Here is a 17,116-nt window from a genome sequence, read left to right on the forward strand (position 1 = left end):
TTTAAAGGATTTTATAAAGTACGGGTTTGCTGGGCGAAGCATCATTATGGAAAGAAGCCATTTGAAGATTCAGCAAGTAACTTCCATCTTTAACGGAATCTCGAACATAGATTAATTCAGTAATCGTACAGTCTTCTCGAGGGTTTTCTGGGTAATTCCAAAATGCTTTGTGAGCTAAAAGCTTGCCTTCGTCTCTTTCTTTGTCGACGGAAGGAAGGTCAATTAAAAGGTGTTTCACGCCAATTTCGCGTAAAAACAAAGCAGCTTTTTCGTGAAGAAATGGCCAATTGGTATCCGACCAATGTTTCGATTTTTTATCTAATTTATTCGGAAGGGTTCTGATTACAACGGCTTCGGGCGTTTTTCCATTTAATGCTTTCGCAATGCTTTCTTCGGAAATGATTTTGTCCTCACCTACTTTTTCGGGTTTTACTGAAATCACTTCAGTTAAAAAAAAGAAGGTTTTCAATGCTTCATTTACCGAATGAAATTCTTCTGAAATATGCCCGAAACATTCAGTATGTGTGCCGTGGGCGTGCGGATTAAAAAACACATTATTGAAATTTACCGATCCACCTTCTGTAACTTTTCCCGTCCAATCCCCCATTTTTACTGGTTCAATTGTCGGTTTGGTTTGATACCACGCCAGCGGATTATTTGCTGAAGCTTGCAATGGAATTGAAATATCCAAAGGTTTGGAAAGATCAACCACGATAGTTTTATTATTTATTTCAACAGTAGTTTTCATTTTTTAGAAATTGAGTTTCTTGGAAGTACAGTTTTAAAATCTGTCAGATTTTTAAAACCTGACAGGTCTAAATTACGTTAAATCTTGAACAAATCGCTCGCAATGCCATCACTCAAAAATTTTCCTTTTGGCGCTATCTTTAAAGTTTGATTCTCGCGGATTAAAAGCTCGTTTTTCAAATGAAATTCAGCTTGTTTCAAAAGGTATTCCGAATAATTTTTTCCGAATTCACTTTCAATCTTTTCGAGAGAAACACCCTTTTTGGTGCGCAAGCCAGTCATTATATATTCGTTGTATTTGTCTTCTTTAGAAAGTATTTCAGTTTCCAAAGGAAGTACGCCAGCTTCAATAGATTTTATATATTTTGTATTGTTAGATACGTTCCAGCTTCGCGATTTTCCGTCGTAACCGTGTGCCGACGGACCTATTCCCAAATACGATTTTCCTTCCCAATAGGCTGTATTATTTCGGGAATGAAAACCCGGTAATCCGAAATTAGAAAATTCATAATTATCTAAACCTGCTTTTTCAGTTTCGCGCAGCAATATTTCATAATGTTGCTTTGCCACCTCATCATCTACGGGCGGCACAATGCCTTTATCGATGAATTTTTTTAAAGCAGTTTTCGGCTCGACAGTTAGGGCATAACACGAAAGATGAGGCACGTCGAGATTTAAGGCAATTTCAAGATTCTTTTTCCAGCGCTCGTTTGTCATTCCGGGGATTCCGTAAATTAAATCGATGCTAAAATTCTCGAACTTTTTCTTTGCCAGTTTTATACATTCCAACGCTTCAGTGGCATTGTGAGCGCGGTTCATCATTTTTAGATCTTCTTCAAAAAAAGACTGAACTCCGATGCTCAATCTGTTAATTGCTGAATTTGATAAATCGTCAATTTTGGTTTGAGTTAAATCATCTGGATTGGCTTCGAGCGTTATTTCGGGGGTTTTAGAAACTTGATAATTTTCATAAATTACTTGAAAAATATGTTGCAATTCTTCCGAAGAAAGTAAACTGGGTGTGCCGCCGCCGAAATAAATGGTTTCCACTTCGCCTTTTAATTCATCTTTCCGCAGCACCAATTCTTTGCAAAGGGCATTCACCAATTCCCCTTTTTTCTTTAAGGAAGTTGAAAAGTGGAAATCGCAGTAATGGCAAGCCTGTTTGCAGAACGGGATGTGAATGTATAAGCCCCCTCCGCCCCCCAAGGGGGAACTATTAACTTCTATATTTTGATACTTGTTTTCTTCCAAATCCTTTCGTTAGTTTGGAACATTTGATTTTTAAAATTTTAAAAGGTTCCAATCCCTCAAAATTAGTTATTATTTTTACCGAAATTGGGCTTCTTCATTTTAAAAATTGAATTTCAAATCATTGAAAAATCATCAAAACATGCTTCGTTATTTAACTTTACTCTTTCTATTTTTTTCCATGCTTTCGGTTGGACAAACTAAAGATGAAAAAATTCGCGTGGGTTATGCGGGTTCGGCGCCTTTTGTAATGCACGACGAAAAGGAAGAGGGAATTGTATTCGATATCTGGGAAGAAATTGCTTTTAAACTCAACTTAAAATATACTTTACACGAATTCCCCTCAGTGGAAGCGGGCATTGAAGCAGCCAAAAATGACGAAATAGATATTTTACTGGGGCCAACAACTATAAATGAAGAACGCGCTGAAGAAATTTCGTTTTCACAGCCCTATTATAATACCGAGATGGCCATTTTAGCACCCGTACAGGAACTCTCCGTTTGGGATAAAGTAAGTCCGCTTTTTTCAAAAACATTTCTCTTTGCAGTTCTTGGACTATTGTTGATACTCACCATTGTTGGCTTTTTATTTTGGCTGGTGGAAGGTCGGAAATACAAAGAGGATTACGGAGCGCGTATGCACCAAGGCATTGGTTCTGGCATTTGGCTGGCAATTGTAACGATGACCACCGTTGGTTACGGCGATTATGCGCCACGGACGCCTGCGGGTAGAGTAGTGATGGGTTCTTGGATGATAATCTCATTAATTCTGGCTACTACGTTTGTCGCCGGAATTGCCACGACGCTTTCGTTGACCGTTCGAGAAGATAAAACTATTACAAGCATTCAACAGTTGGATGGCAAAAAAGTTGCTGTTCCCGATTATAATAAAATTATGGAACGGGTTCGCAACGTCGATGGCCAGCCAGTAGCTGTAAAAACCATTTCGGAAGGATACGAAATGCTTTTAAATAAAAAAGTAGACGCATTGATTTATGATGAAATTCCGTTGAAATATATTTTTGCTGCAAAAGAAAAGGACAAATACATTCTAAGTAAGAAAAAAATTGAACCACAGTATTATGGGTTTGTTTTCCCGATAGGAAGCAATTTGAAACGAAATATAGATTTAGAAATAATCCATTTACAGGAGAACAAAGAAATTTCGCATATCGTGGATGATTGGATTTCTAGAAATTAGGTTGAACCGCAGAGTCGCTGCGTGCGGAGCGGAGGCGCTGCCAACTACAACTGAATACTGCTACTTTTTTCACTTAATTCGACCTTCATTCTGCTTCACAAAAGCTGCCCATCCGGTGTAGTTTTTGCCAACCTCAACTTTCCCCATATTGTAGAAATGGCAAACGGCTGCTGCCAAACCATCGGTGCTGTCTAAGTTTTTGGGTAATTCTTTCAAACCTAAAAGACTTTGAAGCATTTTTGCCACTTGTTCTTTGCTCGCGTTTCCGTTGCCGGTAATCGCCATTTTTATCTTTTTGGGAGAATATTCGGTAATAGGAATTTCTCGCGAAAGTCCCGCCGCCATTGCTACTCCCTGTGCTCTTCCAAGCTTTAACATAGACTGAACATTCTTCCCGAAGAAAGGTGCTTCAATAGCAATTTCGTCTGGATTGTGAGTGTCTATAAGTTCGATGGTGCGTTCGAAAATGAGTTTCAATTTTAGATAATGGTCGTCGTATTTTTTAAGCTGAAGCTCGTTTAGTTGCAGAAATTGCATCTGTTTGCCCACCACTTTTATAAGTCCAAAACCCATAATTGTGGTTCCGGGATCAATTCCTAATATAATTTTTTCAGTTTTGTCTTTCATACCCATGAGACTCCTGCTTTCGCAGGAATTAGTATTTTAGCACTATGATTGCCGTACCCCGCAAAACTAAACAATATCTGCTTACTGCCGCCAAAGTTTTGGTGCTTGCTGTAACTTTTGGGTATATTTTTTATAAGCTGAAAAACAATCAATCGTTAGATTTTAGTGAGCTTATAACAGCAATTTCCTCCAAAGGGATTATTTCAATTTTTGCATTACTACTGTTTCTGCTTTTAGCAACTGCCAATTGGTTTTTCGAAATTTTAAAATGGCAAACCTTGGTTTCTACTTTGGAAAAAATAGATTTTAAAACTGCGCTAAAACAAAGTTTGGCATCGCTTACAGTTTCTTTAGCAACGCCCAACCGCATTGGCGAATACGGCGCAAAAGCACTTTTTTTTGAAAATAGAATGCGAAAAAAAATACTGTTGTTGAATTTCTTTTCGGGCGCCGCACAAATGCTTGTTACAACAGTCTTTGGGCTTTTCGGAGTGTTTTATTTACTGCGAAATTTCAATATAAATTATTCTATTTCAACTGTAGTTTACTTCGGAATAGGAGCTGTTTTACTTTTCGCGATTGGTTATTATTTTAAGGAAAAGGAGCTACTATTAAAAGGTTTTTCAATTGCGAAAACCTTTCGTTATTTTAGAAGTATTCCGTTTCAAGTTAAATTTAGAACAGTTGTGTTTTCGGTATTTCGATATATAATTTTCAGCGGAATGTTTTACGGGCTTCTGCTGTTTTTTGGCGGAAACATCGGCTTTTCAGAAGCCATGCCATTGATTTTTGCAATGTACTTTTTGGTTTCAATACTGCCCACAATTTTTATATTTGACGTTGTAATTCGCGGGGGCGTTGCAGTTTGGTTGTTTTCATTTGTGGAAATTCCAGAGCTAATTATTTTATCAACCGTTCTCGCAATGTGGCTTTACAATTTTGTGCTGCCTTCACTTTTAGGGAGCTTTTTTGTGCTCACCTATCAACCTACAACCCGATGATTTCGATATTTTTAATACTTTTTGTCGCATACTTTATTTGTATGATGGCGTTAGTATTCGGATTTAAAAAAGTGGTATTATTTTCCACAGAAGAAATAAATTCAGTAACACGTTTTAGTGTTATAATTCCTTTTAGAAATGAAGCGGAAAACCTTCCGAATTTATTGAAAACAATAAAAAGGTTGGACTTTCCATCAGAATTATTTGAGATCATTTTTGTGAACGATGCTTCCGAAGATTCTTCCGAAACCATCATTTTTGAAGCCATCCAAAGAAGCGATTTTTCCATTAAACTAATTCAAAACAAGCGTGTTTCGAATTCACCTAAAAAAGACGCCATTTCCGAAGCAATAAAAAACGCAAGTTTTGAATGGATTGTAACCACAGACGCAGATTGTGAGCTTCCAATAAATTGGCTAAAAACATTGGATGCTTTTATTCAAATTTATAATCCAGTGATGATTTGCGGTCCGATAATTTATAAATCTAACGGAAGTTTTATTGAAAATTTTCAACAATTGGACGGCATGAGTTTGCTAGCTGTAACCGTTGGAAGTTTTGGGTTTGGCAATCCTTTACTCAGCAACGGCGCCAACTTCGCCTATAAAAAAGAAGCATTTTTAAAAGTGAATGGTTTTTCTGGCAACGACCATATTGCTAGTGGCGACGATATTTTTCTGTTGGAAAAGATGAAAATAGCGTTTCCAAAGCAAGTCCAGTTTTTAAAATCGAAAGCAGTTATTGTTTCAACAAAATCGCAAAAATCTTGGAAAGATGTAATTAATCAGCGAATTCGCTGGGCTTCCAAGACTTCTAAACAGAAAAGCACGGCTTCCATTTTTTTAGGAGTACTCGTTTTTTTGGTAAATATTTCTGTTTTAATACTTCCACTATTTATGGTTTTAAAACCTGAAAATTTAATGGTTTACGCTGCTTTGCTTTGCTTCAAAATAATTACAGATTATATTATCGTGCGGCAAGTAGCAATGTTTTTTAATGAAAACATTCTGTTTTTGAAATTTCTATTACAACCCTTTGTGTACGCTGCTGTAGTTGTAGCAGTTGTTTTTGGAAGTTTTAGCGGAGAGTATTCTTGGAAAGGGCGAATCTTCAAAAAAGCCGAACAAACTAATTAAATTTTTTACCTTAGCCATACTTAAAATCAAGAACGCATGAAATCGCTTCTCCCTTTAATTTTAATGTTTCTTTTCCTTTTCGCAGGAACACTGCAAGCCCAGCAGCAATACACGGTTGACGGCCAAATCTATATGTTGAATACCGAAGTTGAAGGCCCTTTAACCCTGCTTTGGAATACTATTGATAACGAATACCGCTATTTTTCAAAAAAAGGTGAAGACATTCAAGAGTTAAAAAACACAAAGAAAAACGGTAAATACAACGAAGAATATAAAGAAACGCTGAAACAACAGACCAGCGATGCAGCGGTTATAACCGACAAAGTAAATTTGACATTGCCGAGTTTGCACGCCTTTTTTGTTGAATACAATAGCAAGAAAGATCCCAATTATAATGACGCAAAACAATCTATAGATCTGCAATTTCGGCTCGGGGGTTTTGCGGGTATAAGTAATAGCGGTTACACGAAAAATCCAACCAATGCGCTGCAACCCATTGCAGGATTAGAGTTTGAAGTGGTTGATGCTGTGAAATTGAAAAGACACTCAATGGCAATGCGCTTTAAACAAACTTTTGAGAGCAGCGACTATAAATATTCTGCTTCGCAATTATCGCTTAATTATCGTTTTAAATTTGTAAAAACTTCAAAATTTGATGCTTTTTTGAATTGCAAATTTGCCGCATTTACGCACTCAAGTAGTGAAATTGAAATACCCAGCGAATCTGGTAACGCTCCCATATTTGAACCTGTTTCGGGTTCCGATTTTAATTCTCCTTTTACGTTTGGTATTGGTGCCGATTATAAAATTGGCAATGGCTACATCACTTTTAATTACGACGATATTGTAGGATTGAATGTTGAAAATAATGATGAGTTTCCCTTAGATTTTACACTTGGATATAAGTTTAACTTATAACTAATTTGTTTTGATAACAACGGGTAGTGTAAAGCGCGTTTTCACGGGAATGCCGCGTTTGTAGGCAGGGGCAACAGGTTGAAGCGAATCGATGCTTTGTATAATCCAATCTGCTAAACCTGGAAATTCTTTCTTCAAAAGCGTGTCCATTTTTACTTCGAGAATTTGAAGCTGTCCACTACTACTTACTTCAAAATTTACTTTTACAGTATCGTAAACTTCACGTACGGCTACAATTTCTTCGTGATTGATAGATTTATAAAGATGCGAGCTAATTGTATTGATAAAACAGTCTTTCTGTTCCGGCTTTTCCAAAGCATTTTCACAATTGGAAAAGGAAGGATAGCGATCCACTTCTGTCCAATCTATAGCTTCTACTTCTTCTTTGTATAGTATATCTGAAGACACTTTTTCGGTCTCAAAAAACTGGCAAGAAGTTGCCAGTAATAACAGTGTCAGATATGCCCAATAGTGTTTCATTTTCAGGTAAAATTCTATTGTGAAAAGTACACATTATAATTTATAAAAATAAATATGTTAAAGTTGCACTTTATCGATTAAATATGATTTTTGTCATATTTTTTTAAATGTTTTTTTATATTGTCGCCGAATCTAACGTTAGAAAATCCCTAAAAATTAATTATTAACCCTTAAAACCTAGGCCTATACAAACAAACCTTTCTTAACACTAATTTTTACTAATTTTTTATATCCCCTAAAAATGTTAAAAATAATACAAAAGAAAATTCTTCTTGTAACAGTATTTTGTTTACAAGCAATATTAGTTTTAAATGCACAAACCTCCAGTCAGGATATTTCGTCGAATTTATCCCAAGACTCCAGAGTAACTAACTTTACAATGGACTCCACTCGGGGAACCCCTTCGCTAATTACATTAAATAGTTCTGGAAATACTTTATCAATAAATGAGGTATCAGATTTTCTTAGCTCCAATTTAGGAACTGGATCTGAAACTACGTTTGTTGTAGAGGCAACCACTACTACCAATGGTTTACAAGTAAATAAATTTCAGCAATATACCAACTCAATAAAAGTAGAACACGGAGTATTCAAGTCTATTTCAAAGAATAACATTGTTCAAGCTCTTACTGCGGAGTATTATAGCTTATCACCAAGTATTAACGCCAACCCATCGTTGTCTGAAAGTGCTGCTTTACAAATGGTATTGAACCATGTAGGCGCGACACTTTATGCTTGGGATTATATCCAAAGCTTAGGTACTTCTCCAGAGATTACCGCTGCTTACAATGAGGTATTTCCTAATGGTGAACTTGTATTTGTTGACAATTACTTAACAAATGAAGTAGACCTTACCCTTGCCTATAAATTTAATATTTATGCCGCAGAGCCTTTGTCTCGCGCAGATATTTATATAGATGCAGTTTCGGGTCAGATATTATTATTAGATGCTATCATAAAACATGTAGATGGCAATCATAGTAAAGAAGATATCAAAAAGGAAATAAAACCAGCCATATATGGACCAATGCCGCTTGTAGCTGCTAGTGGAGAAACCCGTTATGCTGGTACTAGAAATTTTGACACCTCGATGGATGCCAACGGCAATTGGGTGTTGAAAGGAGTTACTCCTTCAGGTATTGAAAATGAAACAGTATCCTATGAAGGAATTGGTGGGCTACCAATTAGCGCCCCTATTTCTGGCTTAGCAGTGCCAATCGCTGACGGAGATGGAGACATATTACATCCAGAAACAGCAGATAACAATTGGACTGCTGCTGAACACAGAAAAGATGATTTCTCTTTGCCGTATGCGCCTGTTGTACCAATAAATGGTATTCCAGCTGTTGGTCATAATGAAGCTCATAATGATGATGTTGCCCTTGATGCCCACTGGGGTGCAGAGGTTGTAATGGATTATTGGAAAAATGTACACAACAGATCAAGTTATGATGATTTAGGTACTAAGGTTACCAATTATGTACACTACGGTGATGCTTATGACAACGCCTTTTGGAATGGTACTGCCATGACTTATGGTGATGGAAGTTATCAAGGTGGTCAAAAGCCAGATGGATCTTTTGCGCCATTGACATCTATGGATGTTTGTGCACATGAAATTGGACACGGAGTATGTGAATTTACTGCAGACTTAGTTTACCAAAGAGAATCTGGCGCTATGAATGAAGGCTTTTCAGATATTTGGGGAGCTTCTGTTGAGGCGTATGTTCTTTCAGATATTGATAGTTCTTTAAACTATGACCCATGGGGAATTGGAGAACAAATTGACGAGCGCGATGGTGGATTACAGCCGGGAGAGGCCGGATCTAGAGCGTTAAGATGGATGGATGATCCAAAAGCAGCTGGCGATCCAGATTCATATGGTGGAGCAAACTGGGTAGAACCAGAGTGCGGAACTCCTACTTTAGCGAATGACCAATGTGGTGTTCATACCAATAGTGGCGTTTTAAACAAATGGTACTATTTATTGGTAACTGGAAGTGGACAATCTTTTTCAGCTGGTTTTGAAAAGGCTTCTGCTGACGATCAGGTTTCAGATGCTGGTAACCAATACAATGTGCAAGGTTTAGGATTTAATAAAGCTTCGCAAATTGCATACATGGGCGAAACTATGCTTTCACCTAATGCAAAGTTTATTGAAATGCGTGCAGCTTCAATTTTAGCCGCTCAAGTTTTATACGGACCAGGGTCTAATGAAGAAATTCAAACCACCAATGCTTGGCATGCTGTTGACATTGGAGACGCTTATACTGTAGGCGATCCAAATACAATTAGCTTTAACGAAAGCAATGTTCAGATTTTCTCTGAAAGTAATAGCATTAATGGTTGTGATGATTCTAATTCTTTTCCAGTGTTTTTCACAGGAGTTGAAGTTAATCCGTCTGCAACTATTTCTTTAAGTACTTCTGGGAGTACTGCTACCTTAGGACAAGATTTTGATCTTTCATCAACATCATTAACTTTTTCTGGATCAGAAATTCAAACAATTCAAGTAATTGTTCATGATGACGCTATAGTAGAAGATGTAGAAACGATTGTTTTATCTTACATCTTTAATGGTGAATTTCACAAACAAACATATTCAATTTCAGATAATGATTTTGCTCCAAGAACAGGAACAGAGCCTTTTGATTTAATGGCTACTGAAACCTTCGATGTAGATGGTTTGCCAACAGGTTGGTCTACTATTGATTTATCTGACGGAAACAATGTTTGGAAAGCAAACGGAATTTTAGATGCCGAAGGTAAAGCATACGTAAGCGATGGCATTACTGAACTTCCTATTTACGACACAAATTCTACAACTAATACCATATTTAGATCTCCAATGATTAATGCTGGAGCAGCTAGTGATATTACAGTCTCTTTTGACTGGGAAGTTGGTGGTGAAAAAGATGCAGTTGAAGGTACCATTTTTGACTACGGCGAATTTATGTATACGCTAGATGGTGCTAACTATGTTTCTATGCAACAGTTTGTTGGTGATGGTCCCGCAGGGATTATTAAAGCTAACGGAACTTACAGCGCTACAATAAACGCTTTAAATGGAAAAGCATTTTTCTTAGCTTGGAGATGGTTTAATGATACAAATGCAGGTTCTGCGTTTAGTTTTGCCATAGACAATGTAAAAGTGTCTGCAATTCCAGCTGGTATTGCAACTCAAGTTGGTAAAACAGCTACTACACAAGTATATCTTGGAAACACAATATACTTTATGAGTAGTGTAGATAATTCGCTAATTGCGAAAATAGAAAACGCTTCAGACGATTTAGGATGTGTAACAATGTCTATAATTGATCAAGGCACTAGTTTTAGAATTTTTTCTAACATAAATACCGCTAGGCCATCAAAAGCTTTCAGCATTACAACTGCTAATGCAGATGCAACTTATGATGTTACTATGTATTTTACAGAAAGTGAATTAAATGCATTCGACGAGACCATTAGTTTAAAGCCTTTAATGGTTTATTCGAACGATATGGATGATGCTATTGAAGATCCCAACAATATTCAGTACAATGGTACATTGACAGATGTAAATGAAGCAGATGGTTTTCGCGCCTATACTGCAACGTTTAAAGGATCTGGAAGTATGAGTATTGTTCAGGAATTTAATTACACTCCAGTAGAATCTACAAACCCACCAGACCCAATTGACCCTGACCCGATGGATCCTTCAGATCCAGATTGCGTTTGTTCAAAACACGATGGTAAACACAGTTGTGATGATAAAAATGAAAACCACTACAAAAAAGGTAGTAAAGGTAATTATAGTTATTTCATCATGTCTCCAAACCCAGCAGTGTCATACGTTGATATAACATCTGATGCTGATATGGTAACTGTAGGTGTTTATAATCTATATGGTATTTTGTTGAATACATTAACAACGGCTCCTACAAACGACCTTCAATTAGATGTATCTAATTTAAATAGTGGCTTATATGTTTTAAAGGTAATTGCCAGTGATGGTGAAATATTCGACTTAAGACTATTAAGAATGTAAATTGAAATATTTATTAATGGAAAAAGGGTAGATGAAAATCTACCCTTTTTTTATTTTTATACTTTCAAGAAGTAATAAACCGTACTTGGTTTGAAATACCCCAAATGTTTTTCCTTTTATTGAAACATTAGCTTCAGTCTAATAAAGTACTTTTATTTTACACTATTCCCTTATTTCAAAAATAATAGGCAACGAATACCGCACGCCAACTTTCTGGCCTTTCTGCTCGCCGGGCTGCATTTGTGGTAGTAAACTTAAAACACGAAGGGCTTCGGCTTCAAGTTCGGGTTTTGCAGCTTTTGCTGTTGCCTTAACAAGGTGTCCTAATTTGTCAATTTTAAATTGGACAACAATTCGTTGTTTACCAATAAGACCTAGATCCTCGCCTAGGTTGGTGTTGAAATTTTCTCCTACAAAACTGCTAATACGTTCTGAGAAACACTTCTTCAACGTTTCATTATCGCCTGTACAACCTGGATAAGTTGGTGCTTTTTCTATTTCGGAAAAAGCCATGGACAGATCTCCCTCTCCTTTGGTTTCGTCCAAATATTCCTGCACAGAAGTATAAACCTTATCTCCGGGTTGCGCTTCGGTCGTTAAAAATTTTAGGGCTTTTTCCTCCTCCGGAGTCATATCGCCTTTTTTCATAATAGCTTCTGCCAATTCGTTGATTTTGGTCATTACTTCAGAATCGGACTGTGAAACGGTTTGTGTTTCTTCAGCCTTTGGGTCGTTGCTACATGCGGTGTAAAATAACATTGCGCAGATTGCTGGCACCAATAGTAAATACTTTAGTTGTGCGGTTTTTTGTGATTTAGATTTTTGTAACATACTAATTCGTTTTTTGATTAATGATTGATTGAAAAATTTATTGATGAATGTTATTTTTTCAGTTTGAAATACTTCAGAAAGCAGATTTTGATAATATTCTTTTTTGTTTTTCTGAACAGTAACTTTTGCGTCAGCTATAAATTCGTGTAGCGTTTCCATTCGGTTTTGTAACAAATAAACCAACGGATTGAACCAAAAAACGATGCGGAGCATTTCAAAAAAAAGTAAGTCTAAAGAATGTCTTTGCTCAATGTGTATTTTTTCGTGGGCAACAATGTTGGTTTTATTTGCTTGGGAAATGTTTTCACCTAAAAATATAGTATTGAAAAACGAAAAGGCAGCATCGGTGTTGGGAAGAATTTTCAGTTTAAACCCGTCACTATATTCCGTAGTTCCGGACAATTTTAACTTTGTAATTTTGTAAAGTTTCCACAAGAAAAATAGCGAGCTAATAAAAATTCCGAATAGCCAAACATATAATAAACTCGGTAACCAAGAGATTGTTCCATTAGTAATGGTTTCTGAAGAATTACCGCCAATTACTACAGCTGGCAACTGAAAAATATAGGCTTGCGGGATGCTCTCTTCTATAATATCGATACTGATGAATGGTAAAATGCAACCTAAAATTGGCGTTAGTAATAGATAAATTCTGTTCAGTCCGAAAAATGTTTCATTTTTTAGAAATAGGTCGTACACCGCCAAAAACAGTATTTGAAAAACGAGTATTTGAAATAATGTGTGTATCATTTTTCAACTTTTTCAGAGTTAATTTCTTTCATAATAATTTCCATTTCTTGAATACTGACGTCATTTTTCTTCATAAAAAAGGAAACCATACTTTTAAACGAGCCTTGAAAATAGCCGTCCATCAGTTTATTTAAAGATTGGTTACTGTATTCGGTCTTTTTTATTTTTGGAAAATATACATGCCCTCTTCCTTCCTTTCTATAATCGACAAAATTCTTGCTTTCAAGTATTCTAACAATAGTAGAGACTGTGTTATACGCAGGTTTAGGCTGTGGCAACTTTTCAATAATAGACGCAACGTTTGCCTCTTCCAAATCCCAAAGGATTTGCATAATGTCTTCTTCTGCTTTTGTTAGTTGTTTCATTTTTATTAAAATTTAAACTCAAATATTAAATGTATGAAAACAAATATAACTAATTATTTAGTTCAAACTAATTTCTTAGTTGTTAAATTTTATCACTAAAAAAAACCTGACTGGTTTTGGATACCTGTCAGGTTTAAAATTTGTGTTTTGGTTTTAAGTTATTTTCTATACCCAAACAGTTTTCTCTTCAATAGTACTTTTTCGCGTTGCTTCCGGAAGTTCTCCATCATATTTACCTAAATAGAAGAATCCTAAACATCGCTCTCCATCTTCCATTTGAATAAATTTATCCATATACTTTACGATTCCTGGAGAAGCCCAATATGCGCCAATACCCATGTCGTGTGCGGCAAGCCACATGTTTTGAACAGCCATTGCTGTAGCGGCAATTTCTTCCCACTCTGGCAAACTTTCTTTAGGATCTCGCTGCATACAAATTGCTATTACACAACCCGCTTTTACTGGATTATCCATGAATTTACTATATGTAAATTCTGAAAAGTTTTCTGTAGTTTGCTTATAGGTTTCTGCAATAAATTTCCCGAGAGCAACTTGCGATGTTCCGTGGAAAATTTTGAAACGCCAAGGTTCGGTGCGCTTGTGGGTTGGTGCCCAATTTGCAGCTTCAAGTATTGTTAATACTTCTTCTTTAGCGATTGGTTCATTATTGTATTGTGCCGGGAAAACCGCTCTGCGATTTTTTATAGTTTTTAAAATCATTGGTTTTAAATTGGGACGTGAATATAATAAATGCGGTAATCAGAAAAAACAATTTCGACTAAATAAGTATTCGTTTTTTAACTGCCTACCCTCGAGGCTTCTTTTTCGCGATAGTTTTTGAACCAACTCTAGACATAGCGCACCTAAAACCAATAAAATCTCTAGACATATATTGTGGTAAATAGCGTCTTTGTGCTGGATCTAACCAATATTCGCGATCGCGCCATGAACCGCCTTTATAAACACGAACTTCATCATTTACTAATGTAGTTCTATTGCCGGTTTTATCGTATTGACGTTGTACAATACCTGCGCTATCAATACTCGCTACTTGAACCGGAGCATTATACATAGGTTGATTGTCTGGAGTGTTTTGAGCTAAGTTCCGTTTAGATCTTTGATCGCCATCCAAGTAATTTCGATTGTCACTAGTATCAAAATTCATTCGAAGATAGGTTTCCGTTTCATCAACGGGTACTTGCACTAATTCGCCCGGAAGTTGGCGCGGCACTAGTTTACCAGTGGGTAATGTATCGTAAATAATACTACTGGCTGTAACTACATTAAAAGTACCATCTTCATTTCTGGAATCTTTAGTATAGACGTTTCCACGGTAGTAATTAAAGTCATTATACTCATCTGCAACTATCGGCCTGTAAACATCTGCAACCCATTCTGCCACATTTCCAGCCATATCGTAAAGACCATAATCATTTGGTGGATAACTTTTCACCTGAGCAGTTATATCTGCATTGTCATCGCTCCATCCAGCTATACCGCCATAGTCGCCACTTGATTGTTTAAAGTTTGCCAATTGATCGCCACGCACTTGCCGTTTTCCCGATCTGGTATATTGTCCGGTCCACGGATATTTTTTCCGCCCTTTATGTGAGTTGTATTCTCTAATATCGTTAAGGCCTAAAGCGGCGTATTCCCACTCAGATTCTGTAGGTAATCGATAATCGGGAAGAAAAACCCCATCACTACGTTGTAAATATAAATTGATGTTTTTAGCTCCAATCACGCTACTGTCGTTTCTATATTCCAGTAATTTACTGGAACGTTTCCCACCACTTAAAATAGAATCCTTTCCACCATAGGTTAATGTTGGCGCCTGAATATAAGTTTGAGTAGAAAATAGCTCATCTCCAGTTACATTATACCGAGTGTTACGTGCGGTAAAATCTACTTCTTCCAGTAATTTTTCGTTTACTCTATCTGTTCTCCATTTACTGAAATTAACCGCCTGAAGCCAACTTACACCCACAACTGGGTATTCTGAAAATGCGGGGTGGCGTAAGTAATTATTTACCATAGACTCGTTAAACCCTAAGGAGTTTCGCCAAACCAACGTATCTGGCACTGCGCTTTTGAGTATGTTTTTATAATTTTCCACATCAGGAGGGAAAACCCGCTTTAACCAATCTAGATATTCCAAATACATAACATTTGTAACTTCAGATTCGTCCATATAAAACGACATTACATGCTGCTGGTTGGAAGCATTGTTCCAATCGCGAACTGGATCATCTTGTACTCGCCCCATTGTGTAAGTTCCTCCTTCTATAAAAACCAAACCGGGACCTGTTTGCTGTTCTTTGGAATCTTTATTGTAATTACTTGCCGAACCACCGGTACGACCAATCATACTCCAACCAGTGCCGCGCGAACTATTTTTATAATCACGCTTGTTGGAACAGGAAACTGAAATAATAATGAGGAAGGCAAGCAGTATTCGGGGCATTTTATTTTCTAGATTTAGGAAGGTCAAAAATATAACTATTCTATTGGATTCGAATTAATGTTTCAATGAATTTGAATATTTAAATGTAAACTCGAAACCATAACACCCTAAGCGGTAGGCATAAAGGATGTTATCTATTAGAAAATAAAATCATTTCAAAATCTCGCAATAGAATCGAAGAATTATTTAAAAAGGCCAAATATCAGTTTAAAGGTAAATATATTAGTTAAAGTACAATCTTTTAATTATATTTGGCTACCATTTTAACACCATCTAAAAATGAAAGCACACTCTTTATCATCGTCGAATAAAAGAATAGTGACTATCTCAGCTATAACTTTACTATTCTTTTTATTTGGAATTAACACTGCGTGGGCTCAAAAAACAACTACCACAGTAAATCTTATATTGGCAGATGTAATTTCAATAGAGCAAGGAAGTGCTGCCGACGGTGGAACGGTCGATTTTCATTATGAAAATGTAAACGATTACAATTCCGAAAAAACAACTACTATCCCCAATAGCTTAATTATTACTTTCACTAAGCCTTTCAACTTGAAGGTAAAGGCGAATGGTGAAAATTTTGAAAATGGCTCTAATTCTATTCCTGTAGATGTATTAACTATTAAAAGAAACGAAAGCTCACAACTAACAGGAATCTCTGCTCCTATAGTACTTTCCACTCAAGATCAGATTTTAATTAGTGGTGCAGACAGAGGAAGTAGATTAAATCTTGATTTAGATTATATAATTCCTCAGGCAAAATCGTCTTCTACAGATATGTTGGGAAAACCTGCCGGTACTTATACGCAGAAGGTTACATATAGTGTTACTGCCATCTAGTATCATATTATTTATTCGCTAGAAAAACAGCTTCTGTTTTCTAATACTATTTAACAACACAAATCTCTTTTCCTTTACATTTAGGCATTCAAACTAAACTTGTGTTTGAATCTGTTCGCTGCAATATAAATGCAGCCAGAATATCTGCATACATTTTCACTCCTTATATATAGTCTGCGTTTGCAATAAGCCAAACGTAGATTCGCTATTATATATTAATGTGAATTCGCGGCAACCCTGCTTATCTACCCCTTGTAGATATTTTACTACACGCACTTACAATTTCTACTACAAACAAAACTTGCAATGCGTTCTATCTTTGTAGTGTCAAAACAAAGTAACTGACATTTAACAAAAAACCCCTAAATCCCTATATTATGAAAAACCTACTAATTATTTCTACACTAGCTCTTGGAGCATTCTTTTTCGGAACTAACAACGCACAAGCACAAACTACTACTGTAAACATTACATT

Annotated in this window: 14 protein-coding genes; 6 read left to right on the plus strand and 8 right to left on the minus strand. The window is 36.4% G+C overall.

The genetic code is table 11. The features are described 5' to 3' along the window. Position 1: 1 nt before the first annotated feature. Both AC3RVG_RS14715 and hemW read right to left on the minus strand, forming a co-directional pair. Entirely contained in the window at positions 2-748 is a 747-nt protein-coding gene (locus tag AC3RVG_RS14715) for a cyclase family protein (protein WP_489692226.1), read from the minus strand. Positions 749-825: 77 nt separating this feature from the next. Next, positions 826-1,956, minus strand: coding sequence for a radical SAM family heme chaperone HemW (gene hemW, locus AC3RVG_RS14720; protein WP_489692249.1), 1,131 nt, complete (start codon positions 1,954-1,956; stop codon positions 826-828). A gap of 166 nt (positions 1,957-2,122) precedes the next feature. Between hemW and AC3RVG_RS14725 the strand changes: the two genes are divergently transcribed. Continuing rightward, on the plus strand, positions 2,123-3,199 hold the full coding sequence (locus tag AC3RVG_RS14725) for a transporter substrate-binding domain-containing protein (protein ID WP_489692227.1): 1,077 nt from the start codon (positions 2,123-2,125) through the stop codon (positions 3,197-3,199). Between the two features lie 69 nt (positions 3,200-3,268). Here the strand turns inward: AC3RVG_RS14725 and ruvC are convergent, their stop codons facing one another. Further along, on the minus strand, positions 3,269-3,826 hold the full coding sequence (gene ruvC, locus AC3RVG_RS14730; protein WP_489692228.1) for a crossover junction endodeoxyribonuclease RuvC: 558 nt from the start codon (positions 3,824-3,826) through the stop codon (positions 3,269-3,271). Positions 3,827-3,870: 44 nt separating this feature from the next. Here ruvC and AC3RVG_RS14735 point away from each other — a divergent pair, with 44 nt between their 5' ends. Genes AC3RVG_RS14735 through AC3RVG_RS14745 form a run of 3 tightly spaced genes read left to right on the plus strand, consistent with a single transcriptional unit; the run spans position 3,871 to position 6,881 of the window. Further along, positions 3,871-4,827: a lysylphosphatidylglycerol synthase domain-containing protein gene (locus tag AC3RVG_RS14735; RefSeq protein ID WP_489692229.1), complete on the plus strand. Its 957-nt coding sequence runs from the start codon at positions 3,871-3,873 to the stop codon at positions 4,825-4,827. Further along, positions 4,824-5,963, plus strand: coding sequence for a glycosyltransferase family 2 protein (locus AC3RVG_RS14740; RefSeq protein ID WP_489692230.1), 1,140 nt, complete (start codon positions 4,824-4,826; stop codon positions 5,961-5,963). The genes AC3RVG_RS14735 and AC3RVG_RS14740 overlap by 4 nt, the downstream gene beginning before the upstream one ends. Positions 5,964-5,999: 36 nt before the next feature. Continuing rightward, entirely contained in the window at positions 6,000-6,881 is an 882-nt protein-coding gene (locus AC3RVG_RS14745; protein WP_489692231.1) for a hypothetical protein, read from the plus strand. Here the strand turns inward: AC3RVG_RS14745 and AC3RVG_RS14750 are convergent, their stop codons facing one another. Continuing rightward, entirely contained in the window at positions 6,882-7,361 is a 480-nt protein-coding gene (locus AC3RVG_RS14750) for a hypothetical protein (protein WP_489692232.1), read from the minus strand. It lies immediately after the preceding gene. 241 nt (positions 7,362-7,602) lie between these two features. Here AC3RVG_RS14750 and AC3RVG_RS14755 point away from each other — a divergent pair, with 241 nt between their 5' ends. After that, complete coding sequence (locus AC3RVG_RS14755; RefSeq protein WP_489692233.1) at positions 7,603-11,388, plus strand: M4 family metallopeptidase; 3,786 nt, start codon at positions 7,603-7,605, stop codon at positions 11,386-11,388. A gap of 162 nt (positions 11,389-11,550) precedes the next feature. Here the strand turns inward: AC3RVG_RS14755 and AC3RVG_RS14760 are convergent, their stop codons facing one another. The 4 genes from AC3RVG_RS14760 to gldJ form a co-directional block, all read right to left on the minus strand. Further along, on the minus strand, positions 11,551-12,969 hold the full coding sequence (locus AC3RVG_RS14760) for a M56 family metallopeptidase (protein ID WP_489692234.1): 1,419 nt from the start codon (positions 12,967-12,969) through the stop codon (positions 11,551-11,553). Further along, the gene (locus tag AC3RVG_RS14765) at positions 12,966-13,334 is read right to left on the minus strand and encodes a BlaI/MecI/CopY family transcriptional regulator (protein ID WP_489692235.1); all 369 of its coding nucleotides are present in this window, start codon (positions 13,332-13,334) and stop codon (positions 12,966-12,968) included. The genes AC3RVG_RS14760 and AC3RVG_RS14765 overlap by 4 nt, the downstream gene beginning before the upstream one ends. A 165-nt stretch (positions 13,335-13,499) precedes the next feature. After that, positions 13,500-14,054, minus strand: a complete 555-nt coding sequence (locus AC3RVG_RS14770) for a nitroreductase family protein (RefSeq protein ID WP_489692236.1) — start codon at positions 14,052-14,054, stop codon at positions 13,500-13,502. Positions 14,055-14,139: 85 nt separating this feature from the next. Next, positions 14,140-15,798 carry a gliding motility lipoprotein GldJ gene (gene gldJ, locus AC3RVG_RS14775; RefSeq protein ID WP_489692237.1) on the minus strand — a complete coding sequence of 553 codons (1,659 nt, stop codon included), beginning with the start codon at positions 15,796-15,798 and terminating at the stop codon, positions 14,140-14,142. 279 nt (positions 15,799-16,077) lie between these two features. Here gldJ and AC3RVG_RS14780 point away from each other — a divergent pair, with 279 nt between their 5' ends. Further along, positions 16,078-16,641 (plus strand): peptidoglycan-binding protein LysM, encoded by a 564-nt coding sequence (locus AC3RVG_RS14780; RefSeq protein ID WP_489692238.1) that lies wholly within the window; start codon positions 16,078-16,080, stop codon positions 16,639-16,641. The last annotated feature ends 475 nt before the right edge of the window (positions 16,642-17,116 follow it).

Source organism: Aequorivita sp. IT1282 (assembly GCF_058068205.1).

What these genes read in the sequence shown, in the direction of transcription:
- AC3RVG_RS14715 (WP_489692226.1), bottom strand. Translation starts at nt 748, where the DNA reads ATGAAAACTACTGTTGAAATAAATAATAAAACTATCGTGGTTGATCTT.
- ruvC (WP_489692228.1), bottom strand. Translation starts at nt 3,826, where the DNA reads ATGAAAGACAAAACTGAAAAAATTATATTAGGAATTGATCCCGGAACC.
- AC3RVG_RS14735 (WP_489692229.1), top strand. Translation starts at nt 3,871, where the DNA reads ATGATTGCCGTACCCCGCAAAACTAAACAATATCTGCTTACTGCCGCC.
- AC3RVG_RS14740 (WP_489692230.1), top strand. Translation starts at nt 4,824, where the DNA reads ATGATTTCGATATTTTTAATACTTTTTGTCGCATACTTTATTTGTATG.
- AC3RVG_RS14745 (WP_489692231.1), top strand. Translation starts at nt 6,000, where the DNA reads ATGAAATCGCTTCTCCCTTTAATTTTAATGTTTCTTTTCCTTTTCGCA.
- AC3RVG_RS14750 (WP_489692232.1), bottom strand. Translation starts at nt 7,361, where the DNA reads ATGAAACACTATTGGGCATATCTGACACTGTTATTACTGGCAACTTCT.
- AC3RVG_RS14755 (WP_489692233.1), top strand. Translation starts at nt 7,603, where the DNA reads ATGTTAAAAATAATACAAAAGAAAATTCTTCTTGTAACAGTATTTTGT.
- AC3RVG_RS14760 (WP_489692234.1), bottom strand. Translation starts at nt 12,969, where the DNA reads ATGATACACACATTATTTCAAATACTCGTTTTTCAAATACTGTTTTTG.
- AC3RVG_RS14765 (WP_489692235.1), bottom strand. Translation starts at nt 13,334, where the DNA reads ATGAAACAACTAACAAAAGCAGAAGAAGACATTATGCAAATCCTTTGG.
- AC3RVG_RS14770 (WP_489692236.1), bottom strand. Translation starts at nt 14,054, where the DNA reads ATGATTTTAAAAACTATAAAAAATCGCAGAGCGGTTTTCCCGGCACAA.
- gldJ (WP_489692237.1), bottom strand. Translation starts at nt 15,798, where the DNA reads ATGCCCCGAATACTGCTTGCCTTCCTCATTATTATTTCAGTTTCCTGT.
- AC3RVG_RS14780 (WP_489692238.1), top strand. Translation starts at nt 16,078, where the DNA reads ATGAAAGCACACTCTTTATCATCGTCGAATAAAAGAATAGTGACTATC.